Origin of the sequence: Amycolatopsis sp. NBC_00345 (assembly GCF_036116635.1) — a bacterium.
Lineage (GTDB): Bacteria > Actinomycetota > Actinomycetes > Mycobacteriales > Pseudonocardiaceae > Amycolatopsis.
Genome location: NZ_CP107995.1, coordinates 5,594,076 through 5,615,384, shown reverse-complemented (window position 1 = coordinate 5,615,384; position 21,309 = coordinate 5,594,076). Strand labels below are relative to the sequence as shown.

At 72.2% G+C, this 21,309-nt stretch carries 21 protein-coding genes; 15 read left to right on the top strand and 6 right to left on the bottom strand.

Translation table 11 applies throughout. The features are described 5' to 3' along the window. Positions 1–6 precede the first annotated feature (6 nt). On the bottom strand, positions 7–2,706 hold the full coding sequence (locus OG943_RS25025) for a helix-turn-helix transcriptional regulator (RefSeq protein WP_328603348.1): 2,700 nt from the start codon (positions 2,704–2,706) through the stop codon (positions 7–9). Positions 2,707–2,916: 210 nt separating this feature from the next. Between OG943_RS25025 and OG943_RS25020 the strand changes: the two genes are divergently transcribed. Then, on the top strand, positions 2,917–4,461 hold the full coding sequence (locus OG943_RS25020) for an MDR family MFS transporter (RefSeq protein ID WP_328603347.1): 1,545 nt from the start codon (positions 2,917–2,919) through the stop codon (positions 4,459–4,461). 3 nt (positions 4,462–4,464) lie between these two features. Here the strand turns inward: OG943_RS25020 and OG943_RS25015 are convergent, their stop codons facing one another. Continuing rightward, on the bottom strand, positions 4,465–4,986 hold the full coding sequence (locus OG943_RS25015) for a MarR family winged helix-turn-helix transcriptional regulator (protein ID WP_328603346.1): 522 nt from the start codon (positions 4,984–4,986) through the stop codon (positions 4,465–4,467). Between the two features lie 140 nt (positions 4,987–5,126). On the opposite strand from OG943_RS25015, the gene OG943_RS25010 reads away from it, so the two are divergent. From OG943_RS25010 to OG943_RS24960, 11 genes are all read left to right on the top strand, one after another. Next, positions 5,127–5,711, top strand: coding sequence for a helix-turn-helix domain-containing protein (locus OG943_RS25010; protein WP_328603345.1), 585 nt, complete (start codon positions 5,127–5,129; stop codon positions 5,709–5,711). Positions 5,712–5,714: 3 nt separating this feature from the next. Beyond that, complete coding sequence (locus OG943_RS25005; RefSeq protein ID WP_328603344.1) at positions 5,715–6,530, top strand: PIG-L family deacetylase; 816 nt, start codon at positions 5,715–5,717, stop codon at positions 6,528–6,530. A 91-nt stretch (positions 6,531–6,621) separates the two neighbouring features. Then, positions 6,622–7,869, top strand: a complete 1,248-nt coding sequence (locus OG943_RS25000) for an ATP-grasp domain-containing protein (protein ID WP_328603343.1) — start codon at positions 6,622–6,624, stop codon at positions 7,867–7,869. Continuing rightward, on the top strand, positions 7,866–8,663 hold the full coding sequence (locus OG943_RS24995) for a hypothetical protein (protein ID WP_328603342.1): 798 nt from the start codon (positions 7,866–7,868) through the stop codon (positions 8,661–8,663). Before OG943_RS25000 ends, OG943_RS24995 begins: the two co-directional genes overlap by 4 nt. After that, positions 8,660–9,979: an ATP-grasp domain-containing protein gene (locus OG943_RS24990; protein WP_328603341.1), complete on the top strand. Its 1,320-nt coding sequence runs from the start codon at positions 8,660–8,662 to the stop codon at positions 9,977–9,979. Before OG943_RS24995 ends, OG943_RS24990 begins: the two co-directional genes overlap by 4 nt. After that, a complete protein-coding gene (locus OG943_RS24985; protein WP_328603340.1) occupies positions 9,969–10,925 on the top strand; it encodes a PLP-dependent cysteine synthase family protein in 957 nt (318 codons plus the stop codon). The genes OG943_RS24990 and OG943_RS24985 overlap by 11 nt, the downstream gene beginning before the upstream one ends. Continuing rightward, entirely contained in the window at positions 10,922–11,677 is a 756-nt protein-coding gene (locus OG943_RS24980) for an HpcH/HpaI aldolase family protein (RefSeq protein ID WP_328603339.1), read from the top strand. Before OG943_RS24985 ends, OG943_RS24980 begins: the two co-directional genes overlap by 4 nt. A gap of 92 nt (positions 11,678–11,769) precedes the next feature. Next, positions 11,770–12,660 carry a TauD/TfdA dioxygenase family protein gene (locus OG943_RS24975; protein WP_328603338.1) on the top strand — a complete coding sequence of 297 codons (891 nt, stop codon included), beginning with the start codon at positions 11,770–11,772 and terminating at the stop codon, positions 12,658–12,660. Positions 12,661–12,853: 193 nt separating this feature from the next. Then, positions 12,854–14,134 carry an MFS transporter gene (locus OG943_RS24970; RefSeq protein WP_328603337.1) on the top strand — a complete coding sequence of 427 codons (1,281 nt, stop codon included), beginning with the start codon at positions 12,854–12,856 and terminating at the stop codon, positions 14,132–14,134. Positions 14,135–14,326: 192 nt separating this feature from the next. Then, a complete protein-coding gene (locus OG943_RS24965; RefSeq protein WP_328603336.1) occupies positions 14,327–15,064 on the top strand; it encodes an alpha/beta fold hydrolase in 738 nt (245 codons plus the stop codon). Between the two features lie 139 nt (positions 15,065–15,203). After that, on the top strand, positions 15,204–15,758 hold the full coding sequence (locus OG943_RS24960) for a hypothetical protein (RefSeq protein ID WP_328603335.1): 555 nt from the start codon (positions 15,204–15,206) through the stop codon (positions 15,756–15,758). A 63-nt stretch (positions 15,759–15,821) separates the two neighbouring features. On the opposite strand, the gene OG943_RS24955 is transcribed toward OG943_RS24960, so the two are convergent. After that, complete coding sequence (locus OG943_RS24955) at positions 15,822–16,772, bottom strand: NADP-dependent oxidoreductase (protein ID WP_328603334.1); 951 nt, start codon at positions 16,770–16,772, stop codon at positions 15,822–15,824. 82 nt (positions 16,773–16,854) lie between these two features. Between OG943_RS24955 and OG943_RS24950 the strand changes: the two genes are divergently transcribed. From OG943_RS24950 to OG943_RS24940, 3 genes are all read left to right on the top strand, one after another. After that, on the top strand, positions 16,855–17,412 hold the full coding sequence (locus OG943_RS24950; RefSeq protein ID WP_328603333.1) for a TetR/AcrR family transcriptional regulator: 558 nt from the start codon (positions 16,855–16,857) through the stop codon (positions 17,410–17,412). A gap of 207 nt (positions 17,413–17,619) precedes the next feature. After that, on the top strand, positions 17,620–18,354 hold the full coding sequence (locus tag OG943_RS24945; protein WP_328603332.1) for a hypothetical protein: 735 nt from the start codon (positions 17,620–17,622) through the stop codon (positions 18,352–18,354). 61 nt (positions 18,355–18,415) lie between these two features. Further along, positions 18,416–18,853: a hypothetical protein gene (locus OG943_RS24940; RefSeq protein ID WP_328603331.1), complete on the top strand. Its 438-nt coding sequence runs from the start codon at positions 18,416–18,418 to the stop codon at positions 18,851–18,853. Between the two features lie 6 nt (positions 18,854–18,859). Here OG943_RS24940 and OG943_RS24935 read toward each other — a convergent pair whose 3' ends face one another. The 3 genes from OG943_RS24935 to OG943_RS24925 form a co-directional block, all read right to left on the bottom strand. Continuing rightward, positions 18,860–19,189 (bottom strand): hypothetical protein, encoded by a 330-nt coding sequence (locus tag OG943_RS24935; protein WP_328603330.1) that lies wholly within the window; start codon positions 19,187–19,189, stop codon positions 18,860–18,862. An 82-nt stretch (positions 19,190–19,271) separates the two neighbouring features. Next, positions 19,272–19,763, bottom strand: coding sequence for a hypothetical protein (locus OG943_RS24930; RefSeq protein WP_328603329.1), 492 nt, complete (start codon positions 19,761–19,763; stop codon positions 19,272–19,274). A 310-nt stretch (positions 19,764–20,073) separates the two neighbouring features. Continuing rightward, on the bottom strand, positions 20,074–21,237 hold the full coding sequence (locus tag OG943_RS24925) for a serine hydrolase domain-containing protein (protein ID WP_328603328.1): 1,164 nt from the start codon (positions 21,235–21,237) through the stop codon (positions 20,074–20,076). Positions 21,238–21,309 lie beyond the last annotated feature (72 nt).

Here is a 21,309-nt window from a genome sequence, read left to right as displayed (position 1 = left end):
GACCGGTCACCGGGACTCCGCGCCGAGGTCCAGCTTCATCAGGTCGCGGCGCGAGGAGATGCCGAGCTTCCGGAACACCTTGCGAAGGTGGTAGTCCACCGTGCGGGGGCTGATGAACAGCTCTGCGGCCACCTCGCGGTTGGTGTCCCCGCGCGCCACCGCGCGGGCGACCTGGAGTTCTTGGGGCGTAAGGCCTTCGGTCAGCCCCGGGGCCGCCCCGCCCACCGTCTCGCCCGCCGCGCGCAGCTCCGTGCGGGCCCGTTCCGCCCACACCGGCGTGCCCAGCCGGGTGAAGGCGTCCATCGCGGAGCGCAGGTAGCCCCGGGCCCGCGCCCGCTGCCGGTCCCGGCGCAGGAACTCCCCGTACAGCAGCTCCGTCCGGGCGTGGTCGAACGGGCGGTCGGCCAGCGCGTGCAGGCGCAAGGCCTCCGCGTAGTGCTTCTCCGCCTCCACCGCCGAGCCCGCCAGCAACGCCTGGCTCCGCGCGGCCAGCGCGCCCAGCTCGGCCGAGCCCACCGCCCGGGCCCACGTCAGGTACCGCCCCACCAGCCGTTCGCCGACCGCCGGGGTGCCCGCGCGGACGGCGGCCTCGATGTGGTCGGGCGCCGCGCTCACCGCCATCACCGGGCTGCCGGGCACCAGGCCCGAACCGTCCAGCTTCTCGAACGCCACCAGCGCGTCCTCCGGTCTTCGCCCCGCCAGCGCCAGCAGCCCCAGCGACCGCTGCGCCACGTCGGCCACCTTCACCAGCCTGCGGGTGACGGCCTCCGACAGCGCCTGCTCGGCCATCCGCCCCGCCTCGGCCTCCTTGCCGCGCAGGCCGGTCGCCGTGCTGAGCAGGGCCAGGTGCAGGCTCGCGCTGTTGCGCCGCCCGGTCTCCTCGGCCAGCCGCAGGCCCTCGTCGGCCAGCGCTTCGGCGGCGGCGTAGTCGCCGCGGCTGATCTCGTCCGGGACGATGTACTCCAGCGTCAGCGCCAGCGTCCCGGCCGCGCCCATGGCCCGGGCCCGGGCGACCGCGCGGCCGCGCAACCGCGTCGAGAGCCCGTATTCGCCCACCGCCCAAGCCATTCCGCCCGCCGCGAGCAGCAGCTCCGGGTCCGCGGAGGCCTCGACCTCGGTGAGCGCGGCGGCGACCGAGCCGGCCTGCTCGGCGTCCGCGCGCGGCTGCAGGAACGCCCCGAGCAGGAAGGCCACCAGCCGGTCGGCGGGCCGGTCCAGGTCCGGGAGCAGCCGCAGGGTCTGCCCCAGCGCGTCCATCGCCTCCGGCTGCGCCGCGGTGAACACCGCTTCCCTTGCCAGCAAAAGGATCCGCAACGCCAGCGCCGGGTCGACAGCCACCGCGTCGCGCGCCGCGGGCACCAGGATCGCCACCGCCTCGGCGGGCGAGCCCGCCCGCAGTTCGACCGACCCGCGCAGATAGCGGGCCTCCAGCCCGACCCGGCCCGCGGCGTGCACACGGTCCAGCAGGCCGAGCGTCCCGGTCGTGTCGCCGCCGCGCCACGCGGCGTCGGCCGCACCGGTCAACCGCCGGGCCCGCTCGCCGGGTTCGCCGGTCAGCTCGGCCGCGCGCTCCATCGCCGCGGCCGCCGCGAGGTAGCCCGAGCGGTGCAGCGCTTCACCCGCCGCCCGCTCCAGTTCGGCGGCGACCTCCTCGTCCGGGCCCGCGCTCGCCTTCGCCCGGTGCCAGGTCCGCCGCTCGGCGTGCTCGGGGTCGTCGGCCAGCGCCCGGGCCAGCGCGTCGTGCACGGCGCGCAGCGCGTCCGGCGGCGCCGACCCGTACACCGCCGAAAGCATCAACGGGTGCCGGAAGGCCAGCCCGTCGTCCTCGAACCGAAGCACGTCGGCGACCGCGGGAGAGTGCAGCACGGCCGGGTCGACCCCCAGGTACGCCGCCGCCCGCTCGACCGCCGCGATCCCGCTGGTCCCGGCGGCCGCGGCCACCAGCAGCGTCGCCGCGTCCGGCCCGATCCGGCGCACCCGCTCGAGGAACGCCTGTTCCAGCCGGTCCGCCAGCGGCAGCTCTTCGGCCTCGCCCAGCCGGTCGGCGAGCTCGACCAGCGCGAGCGGATTACCGCCCGTGCTGCCCACCAGCGCGGGCAGCAGCGTGGGGGAGACCCGGTCACCCAGCAGCTCCGCGGCCGTGGCGTCGTCGAGGCCGCGCAGCCGCAACTCGGCCAGCCCGGCGGCGTCGACATCACGGCCGGCGCCGTCCCGGATGGCCAGCAGCAGTGCGATCGACTCCGCCTCCAGCCGGCGCGCCACGAACGCGAAGGCGTCCAGCGACGCCGCGTCGCACCACTGCGCGTCGTCGATCGCGATCAGCAGCGGTGTCTCCATCGCCAGGTCGGACAGCAGGGTCAGCGCGGCGACCGAGACCAGGAACGGCTGCGTCGGCGGCCCGGCGGCGATCCCGAACGCGGTGCGCAGCGCGTCGGCCTGCGGGCCGGGCAGCCGGTCGACCCGCTCGCGCACCGGGAGCAGCAGCTGGTGCAGCGCGGCGTAGGTGAGGGTGGACTCGGACTCGACGCCGACCACCCGCAGGACCCGGATCCCGGCGGCCACCGCCGAGGCCTCGGCCTCGGTCAGCAGCGCGGACTTCCCGATCCCCGCCTCGCCGCGCAGGACCAGCCCGGATCCGTGCGCCGAGCGCGCCCGGGCGAGCATCCGGCCGATCACCGCTAGCTCGCGCGACCGGCCCAGGATCATGACTGTCGAGTCTACCGGTCGCGGGACTGGCGATGTGCGTGGTGCGCACCGGCGATCGCGCTGCGTAGCGTCAGTCCAGCGACGCGGACTGCGTTCCACCCGGCCCGTTCCCGCCGTCCGTCCCCCCAGTCGGCGGCGGCTGTCGCGGGCTGTGCACACCCCCAGGCGCCGTCCGCGTCGCGTCCGCCGTCACCGGAGAGAAGGTTCCCCATGTCTGACAACCGGGCCGCGCCACCGCCACTGGAGCGCCATGTGCTCGTGGTGGCGGGCGTGGTCGCCCTCGGCGCGATCATGACGGTGCTCGACACCACGATCGTCAGCGTCGCCATCCGGGCGCTCGGCGAGCAGTTCAACGCGCCGCTGTCGACGATCCAGTGGGTCTCCAGCGCCTACCTGCTCGCGCTCGCCGCGGTGATCCCGCTGACCGGCTGGGCCGCCGAGCGCTTCGGCGGGAAGCGGCTGTGGCTGTTCTCGCTGGTGCTGTTCCTGGTCGGCTCGGTGCTCTGCGGGCTGTCCTGGTCGGTGGAGAGCCTGATCGTGTTCCGGGTCCTGCAGGGGCTCGGCGGCGGCATGGTGCTGCCCGCGGGGCAGGCGCTGCTGGCGAGCACAGCCGGGCGCGAGCGGATCGGCCGGGTGATGAGCCTGGTCGGCATCCCGCTGCTGCTCGGCCCGATCCTGGGCCCGGTGGTCGGCGGCGCGCTGATCGACTCGTTCTCCTGGCGGTGGATCTTCTTCATCAACGTCCCGATCGGGCTGATCGCGCTGCCGCTGTCGATGAAGCTCATCGAGCACACCCCCGGCCGCGCCGGCCGCAAGGTCGACCTGCTGGGTCTCGCGCTGCTCTCGCCCAGCCTGGCGCTGCTGGTCTACGGACTGTCCACAATGGTCTCGCCAGGGCCGACGCCGGTCACGGTGCCGATCGCGCTCGCCCTCGGCGCGGTGCTGCTGCTGGCGTTCATCGCGCACGCCCTGCGAGCCGAGGCGCCGCTGCTGGACCTCAAGCTGTTCACCGACGGCTCGTTCACCGCCGCGAACCTGGTCAACGTCCTCTCCGGCGCGTCGATGATCGGCGCGATGTTCGTGCTCCCGCTGTACTACCAGACCCTGCGCGGTGAACCCGCGCTCGTGGCCGGCCTGCTGACCGCGCCACAGGGCGTGGGCGCCGCGTTGTCGATGCAGCTCGGCGGCCGGCTGGTCGACCGGGGCAAGGCGGGCATCTCGGTGCTGGTCGGCGCGGTCCTGATGGCGGTCGGCTACCTGGCCTTCGTGCGCGACGACCTCGACTCCGACTACGTGGTGCTGTCGGCCGCGCTGTTCGTGGTCGGGCTCGGCGTCGGCCTGACGATCACCCCGGCGATGTCCTCGGCTTACCGCACGCTGCGCCGCGAGGCGATGGCGGGCGCCACGGCGGTGCTCAACATCGTGCAGCGGATCGGCGGCCTGCTCGGCACCGCGCTGTTCGCGGTGTTCCTGCAGTCCCGCGCGGCCGCGCTGGTGCCCGGCGGTGGTGAGGTGCTGGGCCGCCAGCCGGCGCCGTCGGCCCGGCCCGGTCTGGCGACGGCGTTCGCCGAGACGTTCTGGCTGCCGCTGGCCGCCGCCGCGCTGGCCGTGCTGCCCGCGCTCGCGCTGCTGCGCGCGGGCCGGGCCCAGCGCCCCGGCGGACCGGGCGGGAAGCCGGACGGCGAGGCCGCGGCGAAAGCGGGTAGCGAGGCGGGCGCGACCAACGCCAAGCCGCTGCGCGACTCGCCGCGCTGAGGGTCAGCGGCCGTGCTTGGGGGAGAGGTTGCGGTAGCCGGGGTGCACGCCGGAGCCGAGCTCGGCGTGCTCGGCGAGCCGGCCCAGCAGTTCGACCAGCACCTGCCGCTCGTCGGCGGAGAGCGGCGCGGTGATCTCGTCCTCGTGCTCGCCCATCGCCCGCCCGACCGCGTCGATCGTCCGCTCGCCGCGCTCGGTGAGCGAGACGGTGCGCACCCGCCGGTCGTACGGGTCCTTGCCGCGCACGGCCAGCCCCTGCTCTTCCAGCTCGTCGACGAAGGTGACCACCCGGCTGGGCTGGATGTTGAACTGCCGGGCCAGCGCCTGCTGGCTCTGCCCGGGGGACTGCCGCAGCCACCAGAGCAGCCCGATCTGCGGCGGGCTCACGCCCAGCTCCGCGGTGCGGGCGGCGAACCGGTCCGCCGCGTGCGTGCCCAGCTGGGTGAGCAGGAAGGTGGCACCGCCGCGCTGGTGGGGGCGCGCGGTGCCGGGCGTCGCCGGGACCTCGGTCGTCTTCTCTACCACGTGCTGATGGTAACCCGAAGTCACCATCGGTGAATGATAGCGGGCAAAAAAGATTCCTACGGATGAATGATGCGGCCATGGAATGATTGAGTACAGTGAATCGTGATACGGGACCGTCCGGAGCGAGGGAGTGGTCGAGGGTGTCGGTGCAAGTGGAGGACGTGAAGCTGGTGCGCTGGCCGGCCGAGGCGAGCGTGCTCGACCGGTACCGCGAGGAGGGCGCGCTGCGCCTGCTCGTGCTGGAGGGCAAGGCCGAGCCCCCGATCACCGCCGACGTCAAGGAGGACTGGGTCCGCCCGCCGGTCAGCAAGGCCGACCTGGTGGCCCGGATCGCCGCGCTGCGCGCCCGGGCCGACGTGCACGCCGTCCCGCACGTCGAGGCGGGCGGGGTGCTGCGCTACGGCGGCCGCGCGGTGGCGATCTCCCCGGTCGGCACCGGCGTGCTGGCCCGGCTGGCCCAGGACTTCGGCGTGCTGGTCCCGCGCGAGGTGCTGCAGGACTGCCTGCCCGGCAACGCCGAGCAGCGCAACGCGCTCGACCTGCAGATCATGCGGCTGCGCCGGCGGATCCGGCCGCTCGGGCTGGCCATCTGCACGGTCTGGCGCCGCGGCTACCTGCTCGCCGCCCAGGGCTCGGCGGGCGAGGGCACGGTGTCCGATCTCAGCCGCGGCCGGCGCGACCCGCTCGACGAGGTGGCGGGCCTGGGCTCGGTGCAGGCGGGCTGAGCCGTGGCCACCCTGCTGTCCTTCCACGCCCACCCCGACGACGAGAGCATCGGCTGTGGCGGCACGCTGGCCCGGGCCGCGGCCGAGGGCCACCGGGTCGTGCTCGTCGTGGCCACCCGCGGTGAACTGGGCGAGGCCGTGCCCGGCGTGCTGGCCGAGGGCGAGCCGCTGTGGCGGCGCCGGGTCGCCGAGACCGAGGCGGCCGCGCGCGTCCTCGGGGTGCACCGCGTGGAGTTCCTGGGCTACCGCGATTCCGGCATGGCGGGCGACCCCGCCAACACACACCCCCGCGCGTTCGCCGCCGCCCCGGTCGACGAGGCGGCCGAGCGGCTGGCGGTGCTCCTGCGCGAGGAGTCGGCCGAGGTGCTGACCGTCTACGACGACCACGGCGGCTACGGGCACCCCGACCACGTTCAGGTCCACCGGGTGGGCCTGCGCGCCGCCGAGCTCGCCGGGACCGCGCGGGTCTACCAGCAGACCGTCAACCGGGACCGGATGCGCAAGGGGCGCAAGGCTTTCGCCGCCCGCGCCGCCGCGGGCGCCGAGGTGCCCGGCCGCGCCGGCGGCGAGACCCGCGACGACGAGGCCTTCGGCAAGCCGGAGGCGGAGATCACCGCGGCGGTCGACGTCCGCGAGTACACCGGCCAGAAGCGCCGCGCCCTGCGCGCGCACGCCAGCCAGATCGGCGAGCGCTCGGTCTTCCTGGCCATGCCGGACGAGGTGTTCCGCTTCGCCTTCGGCACCGAGTGGTACGTCCGCGCGGGCCAGGGGCCGGGGATCACCGAGACCGACCTGCTGGCCGGCCTGCCCGCGGGCTGAAATCCCAGCCCGGCCGGGATCGGTGGCCCACGACGGGTGGACCGCGCTCCGGCACCGTGGAGTCCGTGCCATCGACCGCGAGGAGCCGATTGTGAACCCGAACCGCACCCTGCTGCTCATCGGGCACCCGACCGAGGCCGTGCGCAAGGCCAAGGCGCTGGGCCTGGACGTGGTCCTGGTGCAGCACAAGAGCAAGTTCGAACCGGAGCAGGCGCGGCTGGCCGACGTGCTGTTCCTGGTCGAGTACACCGACTGGTCCGTCACCGGACCGCTGGCCGCGTTCGCCCGCGAGCGCTGGGGCTTCGCCGCCGCGCTGTCGCTGACCGACCCGGGCCTGGAGGCCGCGGGCCGGGTCAACGACGCCTACGGACTCGGCGGCACCGGCTACGCGGTGAGCCACCTGCTGCTGGACAAGGCCGCCATGCGCGAACACCTGCGGGCCAACGGTTTCAAGTTCACCACCGGGTTCGACCTGGTGCGCGATGAGGAGAGCCTGCGGACCTTCGGCGCCGGCCACGGGTACCCGTTCATCGTCAAGCCCACCGACACCGCGGGCGGCTTCGGCGTCCGGCGGGTGGACGGCCCCGAGGACGCCGCGGAACTGTGGGCCTGGATCGCCGCGACCCGGGTGAGCGGTCTCGACCGCGGCCCCGCCGCGCTGTTCACCATCGACGGGTTCATCATGGAGCAGTTCGTCGACGGCCCGGAGTTCAGCGTCGAGTCGTTCAGCTTCGCGGGCCGGCACGTGGTGGTCGCGGTGACCGAGAAGGACATCGAGCCCGACCACTTCGCCGAACTCGGCCACACCGTGCCCGCCAGGGTGGACGCCGACGTGGAGGCCGAGATCGTCGCGGTCACCACCGACTTCCTCGACGTGATCGGCCTGCGCGACGGGCCGAGCCACACCGAGATCCGGCTCGGCCCGGACGGCCCGGTGGTCATCGAGGGGCACAACCGCGGCGGCGGTGACCGGATCATGGACCTGGTCGAGTCCGCGTACGGCGTCGATCTGGTCTCCTACGCGCTGGGCTGGCCGTTCGGGCTGGTGCCGGAGCTCACCGAGCGGCCGGTCCCGTCCGGCGGCGCCGCGGTGCGCTTCCTGCACGGCCCGGCCGGCGTGGTCACCGGACTGTCCGGTGTGGACGAACTGCGTGCCCGCCCGGACGTCATCGCCGCCGAGACCTACGTCAAGGTGGGCGACCGGGTCGGTCCGCTGCGCGACGACTTCGACCGGCTCGGGCTGGTCGCGGTGTCCGGTGTGGACTCCTACGCCGCCGCCCGCCGGTGCGCCGAGCTGATCGCCGACGCGGTGGCCGTCACCATCGAGGAGCGGTCGTGACCACGCTCATCCTGGACCGGTCCACCGGCGCGCTGCCGCCCTACCGGGACTGGCTGTGGGACGCCGAAGACGACCTGGTGCTGTTCACCGGCCGCGCCGAACCGGGCGCCGACGGGTTCGCCGAGGTACGGACGTTCCCCGACTACGCCACCGCGGGCACGGTGGAGCAGGCCGCGCTGACCCTCCCGGTCACCGCCGTCGTCGCGCTCTCGCCCGCCGACGCCGTCCGCGCCGGTGCCCTGCGCGACCACCTCGGGCTCCCGGGGCCGGGGCGCGCGGCCGCCATCGCCTGCGTCGACCTGCTCACCCAGCGCGGGCTGCTGTCCCGGGCGGGCGTGCCCACCGTCGCCTGCGGCCCGGTCGACCGGGCCGCCGACCTGTTCTGGTACGCCCACCGCTGGGGCTACCCGCTGCGCGTGCGGTCCCGCCGGGCCGAGGGCTGGCCGACGGTCGCCCGGCTCGGCAGCGAGGCGGAGATCGCCGCGTTCACCGCCGCCGCGTTTTCCCCGGACTTGCGCTACGCCCCCGACCTGCTGGCCGAGGCGGGCGCGCCGGCCCAGACCGTGCGCTACACCCTGGCCGACGTGGCCACCGCCGCGCCGGCCGCGGCCTCCGCCGTGCGAGCCGCGTTCGCCGCGCTCACCGAGCCGGGCGGCCCGCCGGTGGCCGAGGTCGCCGGCTCCGATGACGGGGTGCTGGTCGACGCGGTGGACACCTGGGCCCGCGACGGGGCCCGGGCCGCCGCCCGCGGCCAGGCCGGACTGCCCACCGAGGACCAGGAGGCGACCGGATGACCGTGCTCATCCTGCACCTGCGCGGCTCGCTGCGCGACGCTCCGTATGACCGCTGGCTTTCCGACTACGACGGCGGCCTGATCCTGCTGGCCTCCCGCGAGCACCTCGAGCTGCTCGGCGAGGAGCTCCCCGGACCGGAGAGCGGCTACACGCACGTGGAGGCCGTCAGCGATTACCAGGCGGGCGGCGGTGTCGAGGCCAGGGCGCTGCAGCTGGCCCGGGAACACGGCGTGCGGTACGTGATCGCGCCCCAGGAACAGGACCTGGAGCGGGCCGCCCGGCTACGCGAGATTCTCGACCTGCCCGGCCAGCGCTTCGACAGCGTGTTTCCCTTCCGCGACAAGCCATTGATGAAGGACACCGTGCGCGCGGCCGGGGTCGAGGTGGCCGAGTACCAGGTGCTGGAGTGCGCGCTCGACCTGATCACCTTCGCCCAGAATCACGGCTTCCCGGTGGTGGTGAAGCCGCGCGACGGGGCCGGGTCGTTCGGCGTGCGGATCCTGCGGACCCAGGAGGCGCTCGACGGCTTCCTGGCCGACGACGGCGACCTGCACGGCACCGGGCGCAGCAACCTCATGGTGGAGAACTACATCTCGGACACGATGTGCCATGTGGACGGTCTGGTGATCGACGGCCGGGTCGTCTACGCCTGGCCGTCGCAGTACCTCTACGCGCTGGCGGTCTTCCAGGGCGACCTCAAGGGCCGCTACGACGTCACCCTCGACGCCGGCGACCCGCTGACACCCCGGCTGCTCGACGTCGCCGACCGCTCGATCGCCGCGCTGCCCGCGCCGCGCGACTTCGCCTTCCACGCGGAGATCTTCCACACCCCCGACGACCGGCTGGTGCTCGGCGAGATCGCCTGCCGCACCGGTGGCGCCGCGCAGCGCGACATCCAGCGCGCGCTATTCGGCCTCGACCCCACCGAGGCCTGGATCCGCGCCCAGATCGGGCTCCCGCTGCCGTTCACCCCCGGCGCGCCGCGGCTCACCCCGGCCACGCTGACCGGCCAGCTCGCCCTGCTCAAGCGGCCGGGCACCGTGCTGGCGCTGCCCGGCGAGCCGCCGTTCGACTGGGTGCTCAAGCAGAACCTGTTCATCCGGGAGGGCCAGGTGCTCGAGGCGGCCGCCTACGCGGCCGACTTCCTGGTGACCTTCGTGATCGCCGCGCCCACCCGCGCGGAGAGCGTCCGGCGGATGGGGCTGCTCGAGGACTGGTTCCTCGGCGCGCTGAAACTGGGCGACGGCACCGCAGAACCCACGGCCCGCCGGGCGCGCCTGGCGGGCATGACCGAGGGGACCGGACATGCCCGATGACCGCGCGCCCGAGCGCAGAGTCGCCACCCGAGTCGAGGACCTGGTCGGCCGCACGCCGATGGTCCGGCTGTCCTATCCGGACGTACCGGCGGACACCCGGCTGCTGGCCAAGCTGGAGATGTTCAACCCGATGTCCAGCGTGAAGGACCGCCCCGCGCTGTACATGCTGCTCGAGGCCGAGCGCACCGGGCTGCTCGACCCGGCGGGCGGCACGGTGGTGGAGTACTCCTCGGGCAACATGGGCATCGCGCTCGCCGGGCTGTGCGCCTCACGCGGGCACCGCTACGTGCTCGTGATGCCGGACAACGCTACCGTCGAGCGGCTCGGCATCGCCAGGGCGTTCGGCGCCGAGATCGTGCAGACCCCGTACCAGGAAGGCCTGCCGGGCACCATCGCGCGGGCCGAGGCGGTCACCGCGTCGATCCCGGGGGCGTGGCTGGTCAACCAGGCGTTCAACCCGGTCAACACGGTGGCGCACTACGAGAGCACCGGGCCGGAGGTGTGGGAGGCGACCGGCGGCGCGGTCGACGCGCTGGTGTGCACGGTCGGCACCGGCGGGACGCTGACCGGGATCGCGCACTACCTCAAGGAACGGCGCGAGGTGCACGTGGTCGCCGTGGAGCCGGCCACCTCGCCGGTGCTCTCCGGCGGCGAGCACAGCCCGCACCGGATCCCGGGCATCGGCCCCGGTTTCGTCGCCGAGGTCACCGATGTGGCCTGCATCGACGAGATCATCACGGTGTCCGATGAGGACGCCGGTCTGTCCACTAAGGAGCTGGCCGCCACGGCGGGCGTCTTCGCCGGCGTCTCCGCCGGTGCCGCCGCGTACGCCGCGCGGGCGGTGGCGCGACGGCCGGAGTTCGCCGGGCGCACCGTGGTCACGGTCTTCCCGGACACCGGCGAGCGTTACCTGTCGATGTGGGAGTCATTGGGGGAATCGGCATGACCGGCTTCGCCGCGGCCCTGCGCGAACGGCGGCCGCTGATCGGCACCTGGCTCGTCACCGACAACCCGATCGGCGCGGAATCGCTGGCAGGACTGGGTTTCGACTTCCTCCTGGTCGACGGCCAGCACGGACTGGTCGACGAGCGGTCCTGGCTGACGATGCTGACCCACATCGCCGCCCGCGGCGCGGGCGCGGGCCTGGTCCGGGTGCCCGGCAACGACGCGGCGACCATCGGCCGGGCGCTCGACCTCGGCGCCGAGGCGGTGGTCGTCCCGATGGTCGACAGCGCCGCCGAGGCCGAACGCGCGGTTCGCGCGTGCCGGTACGTCCCGGTGGGCGAGCGCAGCTACGGCCCGATGCGCCCGGTGCCGCGCGCGGCGGGCACCCCGGCCGAAGCCAACGCCAGGGTCGGGTGCGTCGTGATGGTCGAGACTGCCGAGGCGCTGGCGGACATCGAGGCGATCTGCGCGGTGGAAGGCCTCGACGGCGTGCTGGTCGGCCCGTTCGACCTGTCGCTGGCGTTGGGCGGCGCGGGTTTCGGCGACCCGGCCATCGCCGACCGGCTCGACGATGCACTGGCGACCGTCGCCGCGGCCGCCGCTGCCGCCGGGATCGCCGGGGGCGTGCACTGCCCGGACGCGGACACCGCGGCCAAGCGGCTCGCCGCGGGCTTCACCTTCGCGACGGTGTCCTGCGACCTGATGCTGCTGGAGGAAGCGGGCGCGGCGGCGCTGCGGGGTGCCCGCGCGTGATCCCAGTGCGCGCAGGACGCCCGGCCCACGACGCGGGGATACCCGCGCGTCGAGCATGGTCGGGCAGACTCGCCACAGAAAGGACCCCAGCCGTGTCAGGTTTCGACGTCATCCGCATCGGCGGTCGCATCGGCGCGGAGGTCGTCGGTGTCGACCTGGGCGCCGAACTGCCCGCCGACGTCATCACCGACCTCAACTCCGCGCTGTTGCAGCACAAGGCCCTGGTCTTCCGCGGCGCCGACCTCGACGACGAGAGCCAGCTGGCTTTCGCGGCCCGCTTCGGCGCGCTGACCAAGGCGCACCCGACCGGTGTGCCGTCGGTGGAGGGACAGCCCGAGGTGCTCCCGATCGACGGGGAGGACCACCGGGCCAACCACTGGCACACCGACTGCACGTTCGTGCGCACCCCGCCGAAGGCCAGCACCCTGCGCGGCATCGTCATCCCCGCGTACGGCGGCAACACGCTCATCGCCAACCAGGCGACGGCGTACCTCGACCTCCCCCGCGACCTGCGGGAGTTCGCGGACAAGCTGTGGGCGGTGCACACCAACGACGCCGGGCAGCCGCTGCTGGAGACCGATCGCGCGGACGAGTACCGCAAGATGTTCCTGTCGACGATCTACAAGACGGCTCACCCGGTGGTGCGCGTGCACCCGGAGTCGGGGGAGCCCGGGCTGTTCATCAGCAGCTTCGCCCAGCAGGTGGCCGGCCTCTCGATGAGCGAGTCCCGGGCCGTCCTGGACATGCTGCAGCGCTACATCTCCCGCCCGGAGAACGTGTTGCGGATCAAGTGGAACCCTGGTGACCTCGTGCTGTTCGACAACCGCAACACCCAGCACTACGGCCCGGACGACTACGACGACCAGCCCAGGATGCTGCACCGGGTCACCATCGCCGGGGACGTCCCGGTGGGCCTGGACGGCAAGAAGAGTTACCTGCTGGAAGGCGACGACGCCGCGCACTACACACCGGCGGTGGTGTAGCGGGCCTAGGAGGAGTTTCCAGCCGGAAGTTGTTTCCATAGCACAAAAATGATCGATCGGGTGAAGTGGCTTTACGGAGAGGAGGGGTGATCGTGACCTTGTGCGGGCCGCGGGATGCCGCCCTTCCCGGCCGCCCGGAGCCACTCCACCCGATCAAGCAGCCACCGCCCGAGCGACCACACGAGGAAAACCCATGACCCGATCCCTGGCGGACCGCCTGGCCCTGCCGTCGATCCGCGGCCACGGCGGCCTGGTCGCCGCGCTGGCCGTCGACAGCGTCGGCACCGGCCTGTTCATGCCCTTCGGCGTCGTGTACTTCCTCTACACCACAACGCTCCCGCTCACCGTGGTCGGCGCCTGCCTCACCGTGGCGCGGCTGCTCGCCATCCCGATGTCGATCGTCGTCGGCCCGCTCATCGACCGTTACGGCGCCCGCCGCGTCCTCATCTGGGGCAACCTCCTGGGCGCGTCCGCCTTCGTCGGCTACCTCTTCGCCGACGCGGCGTGGTCGGTGATCGTGGTGACGTTCGTGGCCGGGGTCGGGCAGAGCACGTTCTGGACGGCGATCCGCACCCTCGTCGGCACGGTCATCGAACCGGAGCGGCGGACGAGCTGGTTCGCCCTGCAGTCGATGACGCGTAACGCGGGCTTCGGCCTGGGCGGCCTGATCGGCGCGGTCGCCATCGGCCTGGGCAGCAAGTGGGTCTACCTGGCTTTCGCCGGGCTGAACGCGGTCAGTTTCGTCGTCGCCGCGATCCTGGTCGTGCGCTGGCGGCACCCGGACGTCGTCGGCACCGCCGCCACTGCCAGGCAGGGCGCCACCAACCCCTTCGGCGGCTACCGCCAGCTCCTGCGCGACCGGGCCCTGGCCGCCGTCACCGGGGTGAACCTGGCGTTTGTCATGTGCGCCAACGTGCTGACGGTCCTGCTGGTCGTCTACGTCACCACCGAACTGCACCAGCCCGCGTGGGTGGGCGGCGCGCTGTTCACGGTGAACACGATCCTGGTGTCGACCACCCAAACCGTCACCACCCGCGCCGCCGGCGGCCTGAGCCACGCCACCGTGCTGCGCCTGGCCGCCGTGTTGTGGGGCGCGTCGTTCGGCCTGATGTGGCTGATGGCCGCGGCCCCCGGCTGGCTGGTCATCCCGGGGATGTTCCTGGCCCTGGTGGTGTTCACCATCGCCGAGATGGCCCAGGACCCGGTCCTGAACACCCTGCTGTCGGAGCTGTCGCCCCCCGGCGCCACCGGCCGCTACATGGCCGCGTACCAACTGTCCTGGAGCGTCGGCGGCGCGGTCGCCCCGCTCCTGCTCACCTGGCTGATGAGCCTCGGCATCGCCATCGCCTGGCTGGTCATGATCGCCATCTGCGCCGTTGCCGTCCTGGCGGTCGCCCGAATCCCGATGACGCGCGCCGCCGCCGCGGACACCGCTGGATCGCCCCCGGCCGGCCCGGCGACGGATCAACCGTAACTGCGCTGAGGAGACGTGCGAGGCAGGCCGATGCGCGGCATCGTGAGCGGTGTCGGCGGCTGATTTCAGCCGCCGAGCTTCGTAAGGCGCTGGGGTTGGAGCGGCGCGGTCCCGCATCTTGACGCGTGTGGTCGGTGCGGAATGGGGCGGAGCGTCGAGAGTCTTCTTCGCCTGGCCCGCTCCGTTCGGACCATGTTCTGCAGCGAGTGCTTCGACGTCGTCTGCTTCTTGTACGACTTGGGTGGGGTCGCCGCTTATCTGACCAGTTATCCCGGCACCCGGGGCGGGTTCTACCTGGGCAACACGACCTCGACCGACCCGGGCGCGATCGCGAAGGACGAGCAGCTGAAGGAGACCGGCAACCTCGTGGAGCTGGCCACGCTGGCCGGCTACAACGTGCTGAACGTGGACCGGACCCTCGACATCCCGGTCCTCGCGGTCGTCGGGCAGCACGACCCGTTCATCTGCAGGCTGCTCGGCCCGAGCTGCTCCGATTCCCAGGCGCTGGCGGACTTCGAGCGGCCCTTCTACGGTCCACATGCGACCGTCGTCGCCGACGTCGTGCCGAACACCGCCCACGATCTGCAACTGGAGAAGAGCGCTCCGGAGAGCAACGCGAGCATGCTCGACTTCGCCGACAAGTACGTCGGAGCCGGTGACGCCCTGAAGAACACGGCCCCCGGTTCGGCGGCCCCCGTGCCCACGCCGCCGAACCCCGCGCCCAGCCTGGCCGCGAAGGCCGTCAACGCGCTGGTCGTGCCGGCGGTCGTGCCCGCCATCGCGCTCCTGCAGAAGGCGAGCAACGTGGTGCCCGGCCTCGGCGGCAACCAGGATCCGATCCCGGGTATGTCCGCGGCCCTGTCCACGATCGGGAACCTGACCGATTCCCTCGTGGGAACCTTCCCGGAGGGTGTGATCGCCGGGAGCTGAACAGCGTGGAGCCGCGCGCCGCGGTGGGTGGCGCGCGGCTCCCGCTCAGCCGGCTGGGGCTTCGCACCGGCATCGCGCACGTATTCTCCGTATGACGGGCCAGCGATCGTCTGCTGATCCCGGACCGAACGGAAGCGTGATGACCGAATACGGCAGGGAACGTGAGCGACGCCGCCGGGCGAGTTCGCTCGTCGGGTTGCTCTTCTTGGCCGCCCTGTCCGCGTCGCTCGCGCTCAAGGTGGGCTGGATTCCCGCGGTGGCCGTGCCGGTCGGGCTTCTGGTGCTGGTGTACGCCTTGTTCACGTTCGTCGTGTGGCGCGACAGGCAGGCCGAGGCGCGACGGCGGGCGTCCGGTGCCGCGCCGTCGTGGTCCGCGCAGTTGCCGGTCGCGGCCGCCCTGGAGCTGGGGGCCAAGGCGCCAGGCCGGCATTCGCGGCAGCAGGAGGTCGGTGAGCTGCTCGGCCGGCTGTCGCTGGCCGGAGGCGGATTGCGGTGGGAGCCAAGGAAAGGCGACCGGAACCGGGGCGTGGGGCCGGTCGCCTGGGACCGGTCGTGGTCGCCGAAGGTCGTGTCGCTCTGGGGCCCGGGCAGTCAGGGATGCCTGACCCTGACCCGTCCCGACGGGATGGCGGTCGACCTGTGGATCCGGCATCCCGCGGACCTGCGCCGGGCGCTCGGCTCGGCGAAACCCTGAACCCGGCGGCAGTCGCCCGGAACTCCGCCGATCTGCCTTCGAGCAGGCCGGGCAGCAAGCCGATCACAGGACAAGCACCAGCTTGCCGCCGGCCCGACGGGAGCGGCTGAGTTCGGCCGCCTCCCGGATCTGGCCGAGCGGGTAGGTGCGGGCGACCGGTACGGCCAGAACGCCCTCGCCGGCCAGCCGGGCGAACTCGCCCAGCAGGTCGTAGCGGATCTCGGTGGTGGTCCGGACGCCCAGTTCGGCCGCGGCGGCGAAGTCCGAGACGGTCAGGACGCGGTCGGGGTCGCCGGTCAGCCCGATCAGGGCCGGCAGGGCGCCGGTGGCCGGGCCGGCCTGGCCGGGACGGTCGATCCGGCCGCCGGTCGGGGCCGAGTCCAGGGCACGGTCGACACGGCCTCCGGCCAGTGCGGCGACGCGCTCGGCCATGCCGTCGCCGTAGGTGGTCACCCGGGCTCCGAGCTCTTCCAGGGCACCGGCCCGGGTCGGCCCGGCGGTGGCGATCACCCGGATCCCCCGGTGCAGCGCGAAGCGCACCGCCGTCTCGCCGACGGTGGTGCCCGCGCCGTGGACGAGCAGCAGCTCGCCCGGTTGGACGCCCAGGTCGTCGAGCGCGCGCCACGCCGTCTCGGCTGACATCGGCAGCGCGGCGGCCTGCTCGGCGGAGACGCCCTCGGGAATCCGCGCCCAGGCCGCCATCAGCGCGTACTCGGCGGCGCCTGCCGTCGGACCGTCGTAAGTGGCCGGACCGAACACCCGGTCGCCGATCTCGACGCCGTCGACACCTTCGCCGAGCGCGTCGACAGTGCCCGCGATCTCGAGACCGAGCCCACGCGGCAGCGGCGGCAGCTGCTCGCCGAAGAGGCCGTCGACGATCACCCAGTCAGCCGGGTTCAGGCCGCACGCCAGGACGGCGATCCGGATCTGGCCGGGTCCCGGTTCCGGTGCCGGGACGTCGCGGAGCTTGATCACGTCCGGGGAGCCGAACTGGTCGAACTGAAGAGCCTTCATGACGATCTCCGTTGATGACAGCAGATGTTGTCATCAACGGTAGCATGAAGGCGACAGCACCTGCTGTCCTATCCTGACGGGCATGCCAAGGTGGGAGTCCGACGCACAGGGCCGGCTCGAGCGCGCGGCGCTGGAGCTGTTCGAGACACAAGGGTTCGAGCGCACCTCGGTCGCGCAGATCGCGCGCGCGGCCGGTCTGGCCGAGCGCTCCTTCTACCGCTACTTCGCCGACAAACGGGAAGTCCTCTTCGCCGGCGACGAGCTCGAGGCGCATCTCGTCGCGCAGGTGGAGGCGGCCGACCCGGGCCTCACCCCGATCGAGGCACTACTGGCCGCGCTGGGGACCGCCGACCAGGTCTTCAGCTCGCGTGAGTTCCTGGTGCGCCGCACCGCGGTGATCGCCGCCAACCGGGCACTGGCCGAGCGCGACCTGATCAAGCTCGCCGCCATCGCCGACGCGCTGGCGCAGGCCCTTGAGCGCCGCGGCGTCGAGCCCGGCAAGGCCGGCTTCCTCATCGACGTGACGATCGCGATCTCCCGGCGCGCCACGTCCCGCTGGCTTGCCGACCCGGACGCGACCCTGTCCGAACTCGTTGCCCAAGCTGCCGCCGAGTTGCGCGAGGCGTTCGCGCCATCTTGATGGTGGTCCAGCAGGCGAAGGCTCCCGCTACCAAAAATCTCGGCGGCGGCGACATCTGCCGCGCCAAAGTCTGCCCGTAAGGCCGAGATCTGTGTGGAGCCGGTTCACCGGGTGGGGTGCCGGGTAGTCAAGTGCCGACCTGAACGAAAGGGAAGTCGTCATTGAGCGGCTTTCCAGGTAGAGACAGAAAGTGGGAGGAGTCATTTCATGAAGCACGGGGCGCAGGCAGGGCGGGCGGGGCTGCTGCTCGTCGCAGCGGGGGTCGCCGTGGCCGGGTGTGGAACCGGTGGTTCGAGCGCCCAGCCGGCTGGGCCGAGCGCCCCGTCGACGTCGGCGGCGCCGACCGCCTCGTCGGCACCGGCCGGCGGGTCTGCCCAGAACCCCACGCCCGCGGGGAATGCGGCACCGGCCGAGCAGTCGAAGTCGCAACTGCTCGCCAAGGTTCCCGGGCAGCAGGCGTTCGTGGTGTCCGTCCCTACCGGATTCGAGGCCGTCACCTACGACCAGAGCGGGCACGTCGGCTTCTGGACCGACAGCCCGGCCGGATGGCACAAGGACACCACGGGTTCCTACCCGTACACCCCCGGGGCACACTCCCCGGCGGCAGCCAAGGCCGGCGGGGCGCTGCTGTCCGGGATGCACCACGCCACCTTCGTGCTGACCGGGGCCTTCAGCCAGGACAGCACCGGTAACGCCATCGGATACACCGACGGCTCCTCCGGCTGGGGAATCATCACCGCCCAACCAGGTGGCAACCTCGCGCCGGCGAGCCCGAACGTGGACAGCAACAGCAGCGGCGTGTCCCACGCGATGGCCCTGACCGGGGGACAGCTGCAGACCGAGGACTGCGACCCGGACCAGCCACTGGCCGAATGCGGCGGCAGCAGCGCGGTGAAGAAGCTGTGGCACTGGGATGGCAACCAGTTCGTCCTCACCCGGTGAGGTGGCGGGACGGAAATCTGACGCGAAAGAATCTCCCGCGCAGACGAGCTAAGTTATGCCGATGGAGCTGTTCAGGAGAAGGTACGAGATCGGGGTTCTCTTCGACATCGACGCTCTGGACTCGCCGTCCTATGGGCGGGCGGCCTACCGGATTGTCTTTGCGATCCTGGATCCGCAGCAGATCACGCGGTGCGTCATCCATGACGGTGACACCAACGCCACGCTGACCGGGCTTGAGCGCACCTACTGCATCGCGTTCCAGGTGGGCCGCCGGCGGCAGCTCGACTACCTCCGCAACGCGTTCGCCGGGCGCACAGATCGTGGCCTGTGGCCGCCGCATTGTCGGTTCACCGAAGGAAAGATCATCGAGCGGGAGCCGCTGGTGGCCGCCGGCGTGGTGACTTCGGCTGGTGTATTCGCCGTGCGGGAGAACGACATGGTCCAGCCTTCATGGAGCGAGGGAACGGCGTGGCGGATAGGTGTGATCCAGCGATCCTGAACCCGATCAGGCCTGCCAGTCACCGATCCGGTTCCAGGCCCACTGCAGGTCGCGTGCCGTGACCGGATGCCAGTTGAACACCTCGTAGTAGACGGCCTGCATAAGCGGTAAACCGCCGCGATCGTTGAGTAGCTCGCCTATCTTTCGCGCTCGGTCGTTGTAGTAGCCGGAGCCATGGCCCATCTCGATCAGTTCGCGAACCAGAGGATCGAGCCGCTCCAGCGGCGTGCGCGCGGCCTTTCGCTCGGCGTCCACCTTGGCTATGTGCTTTCTCAGTATTTTCCGCCTGTGCCGATCTCGACGGTGGCGCCATCGCTCTTTCAGATAGTCGAACATGAACACAACTTAGCGCGGCCCTGCGTGATCAACGAACCGCCGAGGGTCGTGACCACGCCGGGCGCTGCGACGAGGTCGGGGCTCAGCCGCCGACCTGGTTGGCGGCGGTCTGCGCGCGGGACATGTACTGCTGGTAGGCGCCGTTGAGGTAGGTCGTCCACGGCTGCCAATTGCTGCCGCCGGAGGAAATGGTGTAGGCGGCCTGCGCGCAGCCGGCCGGGTCGAACGCCTGTCCGTCGGACACCTCGGGGTGCCAGCGGCTGCTGATCTGCCAGACGCCGCGGTCGTGGCTGCAGTCGGTGTTGATCAGCACGGCCTGTGTCCAGCCCTGGCTTTCGGCCAGCGCCACGGCGATGGAGATGACCAGGCCGTTGCCGTGCAGGTTCGCGTTGCGCGCGTACTGCGCGATCTGCACGTCGCTCAGGTGGGTGCCGGCCAGGATGCTCTGCTGGGTGCAGTCCAGCGGCTGGACGATCTGGGACGGCTCGGTGCCGGCCGTGGCCAGCGGGGCGGTGATCAACGCTCCGGCCAGGATTAGCCCGGACAGCACGGAAACACGGCGGAAGTACGTCATGCCAACCTCACAGTCATCGAAGCGGGGATGCGACGTGCCGGCCCGGCGGCAGACGTCATCCCGCCACCGGCCCGGTGGATACCGAACGGTCAAGAACTGACCAGTTGGCGGATTGGTCTGGACAAATTTTACCGCGTGGCGGACCGGCGCACAAGCATCGGCGACTTCCCGGCGAACTCACCGGCGGAGGGCACGGTCGTCACCCGGCGACCGGCACGCCGCCGTCTCCCGGTTTTCGGCCGGTTCCGGGACCACTCCGCCCCTGCTCAACGTGGCACCCCAGCCACGAGCTCGACGACCCACCCCGGCGTCACGCGGTGATGACGTCGCGCGCCTTCATCACGACCGGTGGGGGCCCGCCGTCGTAGTCGTAGTTGCTCAGGATCACCGTCACCCACTCGCTGTCGGGGTACATCTGGAAGTCGGTCGACGTGCCAGGGGCGCCGCCGCCGTGGCCGGTCACCCACTGGTTGTTGACCAGCAGCGTCACTGGGCCGTAGCACTGGAAGCCGACGAGCGGAACTTTGGGCGCCTGGCCGGGCGGCGGGCCAGGCTGCGGCGGAGGCGGCACCTTGCCGTTCAGCGTGATGCCCGTGAAGGCGCGGTTGAGCAGCTTCGAACCCTGTAGCGCGAACGCGAAACGCGCCATGTCGGCGCACGTCGTGAAGGCGTCGCCGGCGGGAGTGCCGACGTACAGCCGTTGGTCGATGGTGTCGGCGCGTTCGCCGGACGGCTGTTTCGCGTAGGGGTGGGCGATGCGGGGGTCCGTGTGCCACTGTGGCCTGGTGTAGAAGTCCGTGGTGGTCATGCCGGCCGGGCGAAGCACGTGCTCACGCACGTAGTCGTAGTAGGACTTTCCGGACACCTGCGCCACGATCGCGCCGAGCACGTGGTAGGCGGCGTTGCTGTACCGGGACCCGGCTCCCGGCGTGAACTCCAGTGCGGTGCGCCGGATGTAGTCCGTCGTGCCGTTCATCACCTGGTCGACCTCGGTCCAGGTAAGCGCTTCCTCCATATATCCGGGCATCGTAAAGGTGTCGCCGAGGCCGGACGTGTGGGTGAGGAGGTGGTGGACTTTCACGGTGTCGGCGATCTCGGCGGGGAAACCGCTCAAATAAGTGCCCAGCGTGCCGGTGTACGCGACCTTGCCGGCCTGCGCGAGCTGGGCGATGGCGACCGCCGTGAAGAGCTTCGTCACTGAGGCCATGGCGAACAGGGTGTCCGGGCCGTTGGGAGCGGCGTCGTTGGCCTGGCCGTAGGACCTGGCCAGCACGGGGCGTCCTCGATGGAGCAGCAGCAGGCTGCCGGCGAACGCGTCCATGGCCGCCTGTTCCTTGACGAACTGGTCGATCGCGCGCACGTCAGCGGATACCGGGGTGAAGGTGGCGCCGGCCGCGGCGGCGACCGCACCGGTGGCGAGCATCGCACCGGAAGCGCCGAGCATGCCCAGTACGGATCGTCGTGTCGTGGTCATGGCCGAAGGTCTACCGATCATGGCCGATCGAGGACCGATGGCCGGCCCATACGTGATCCATATGCCGCGCGC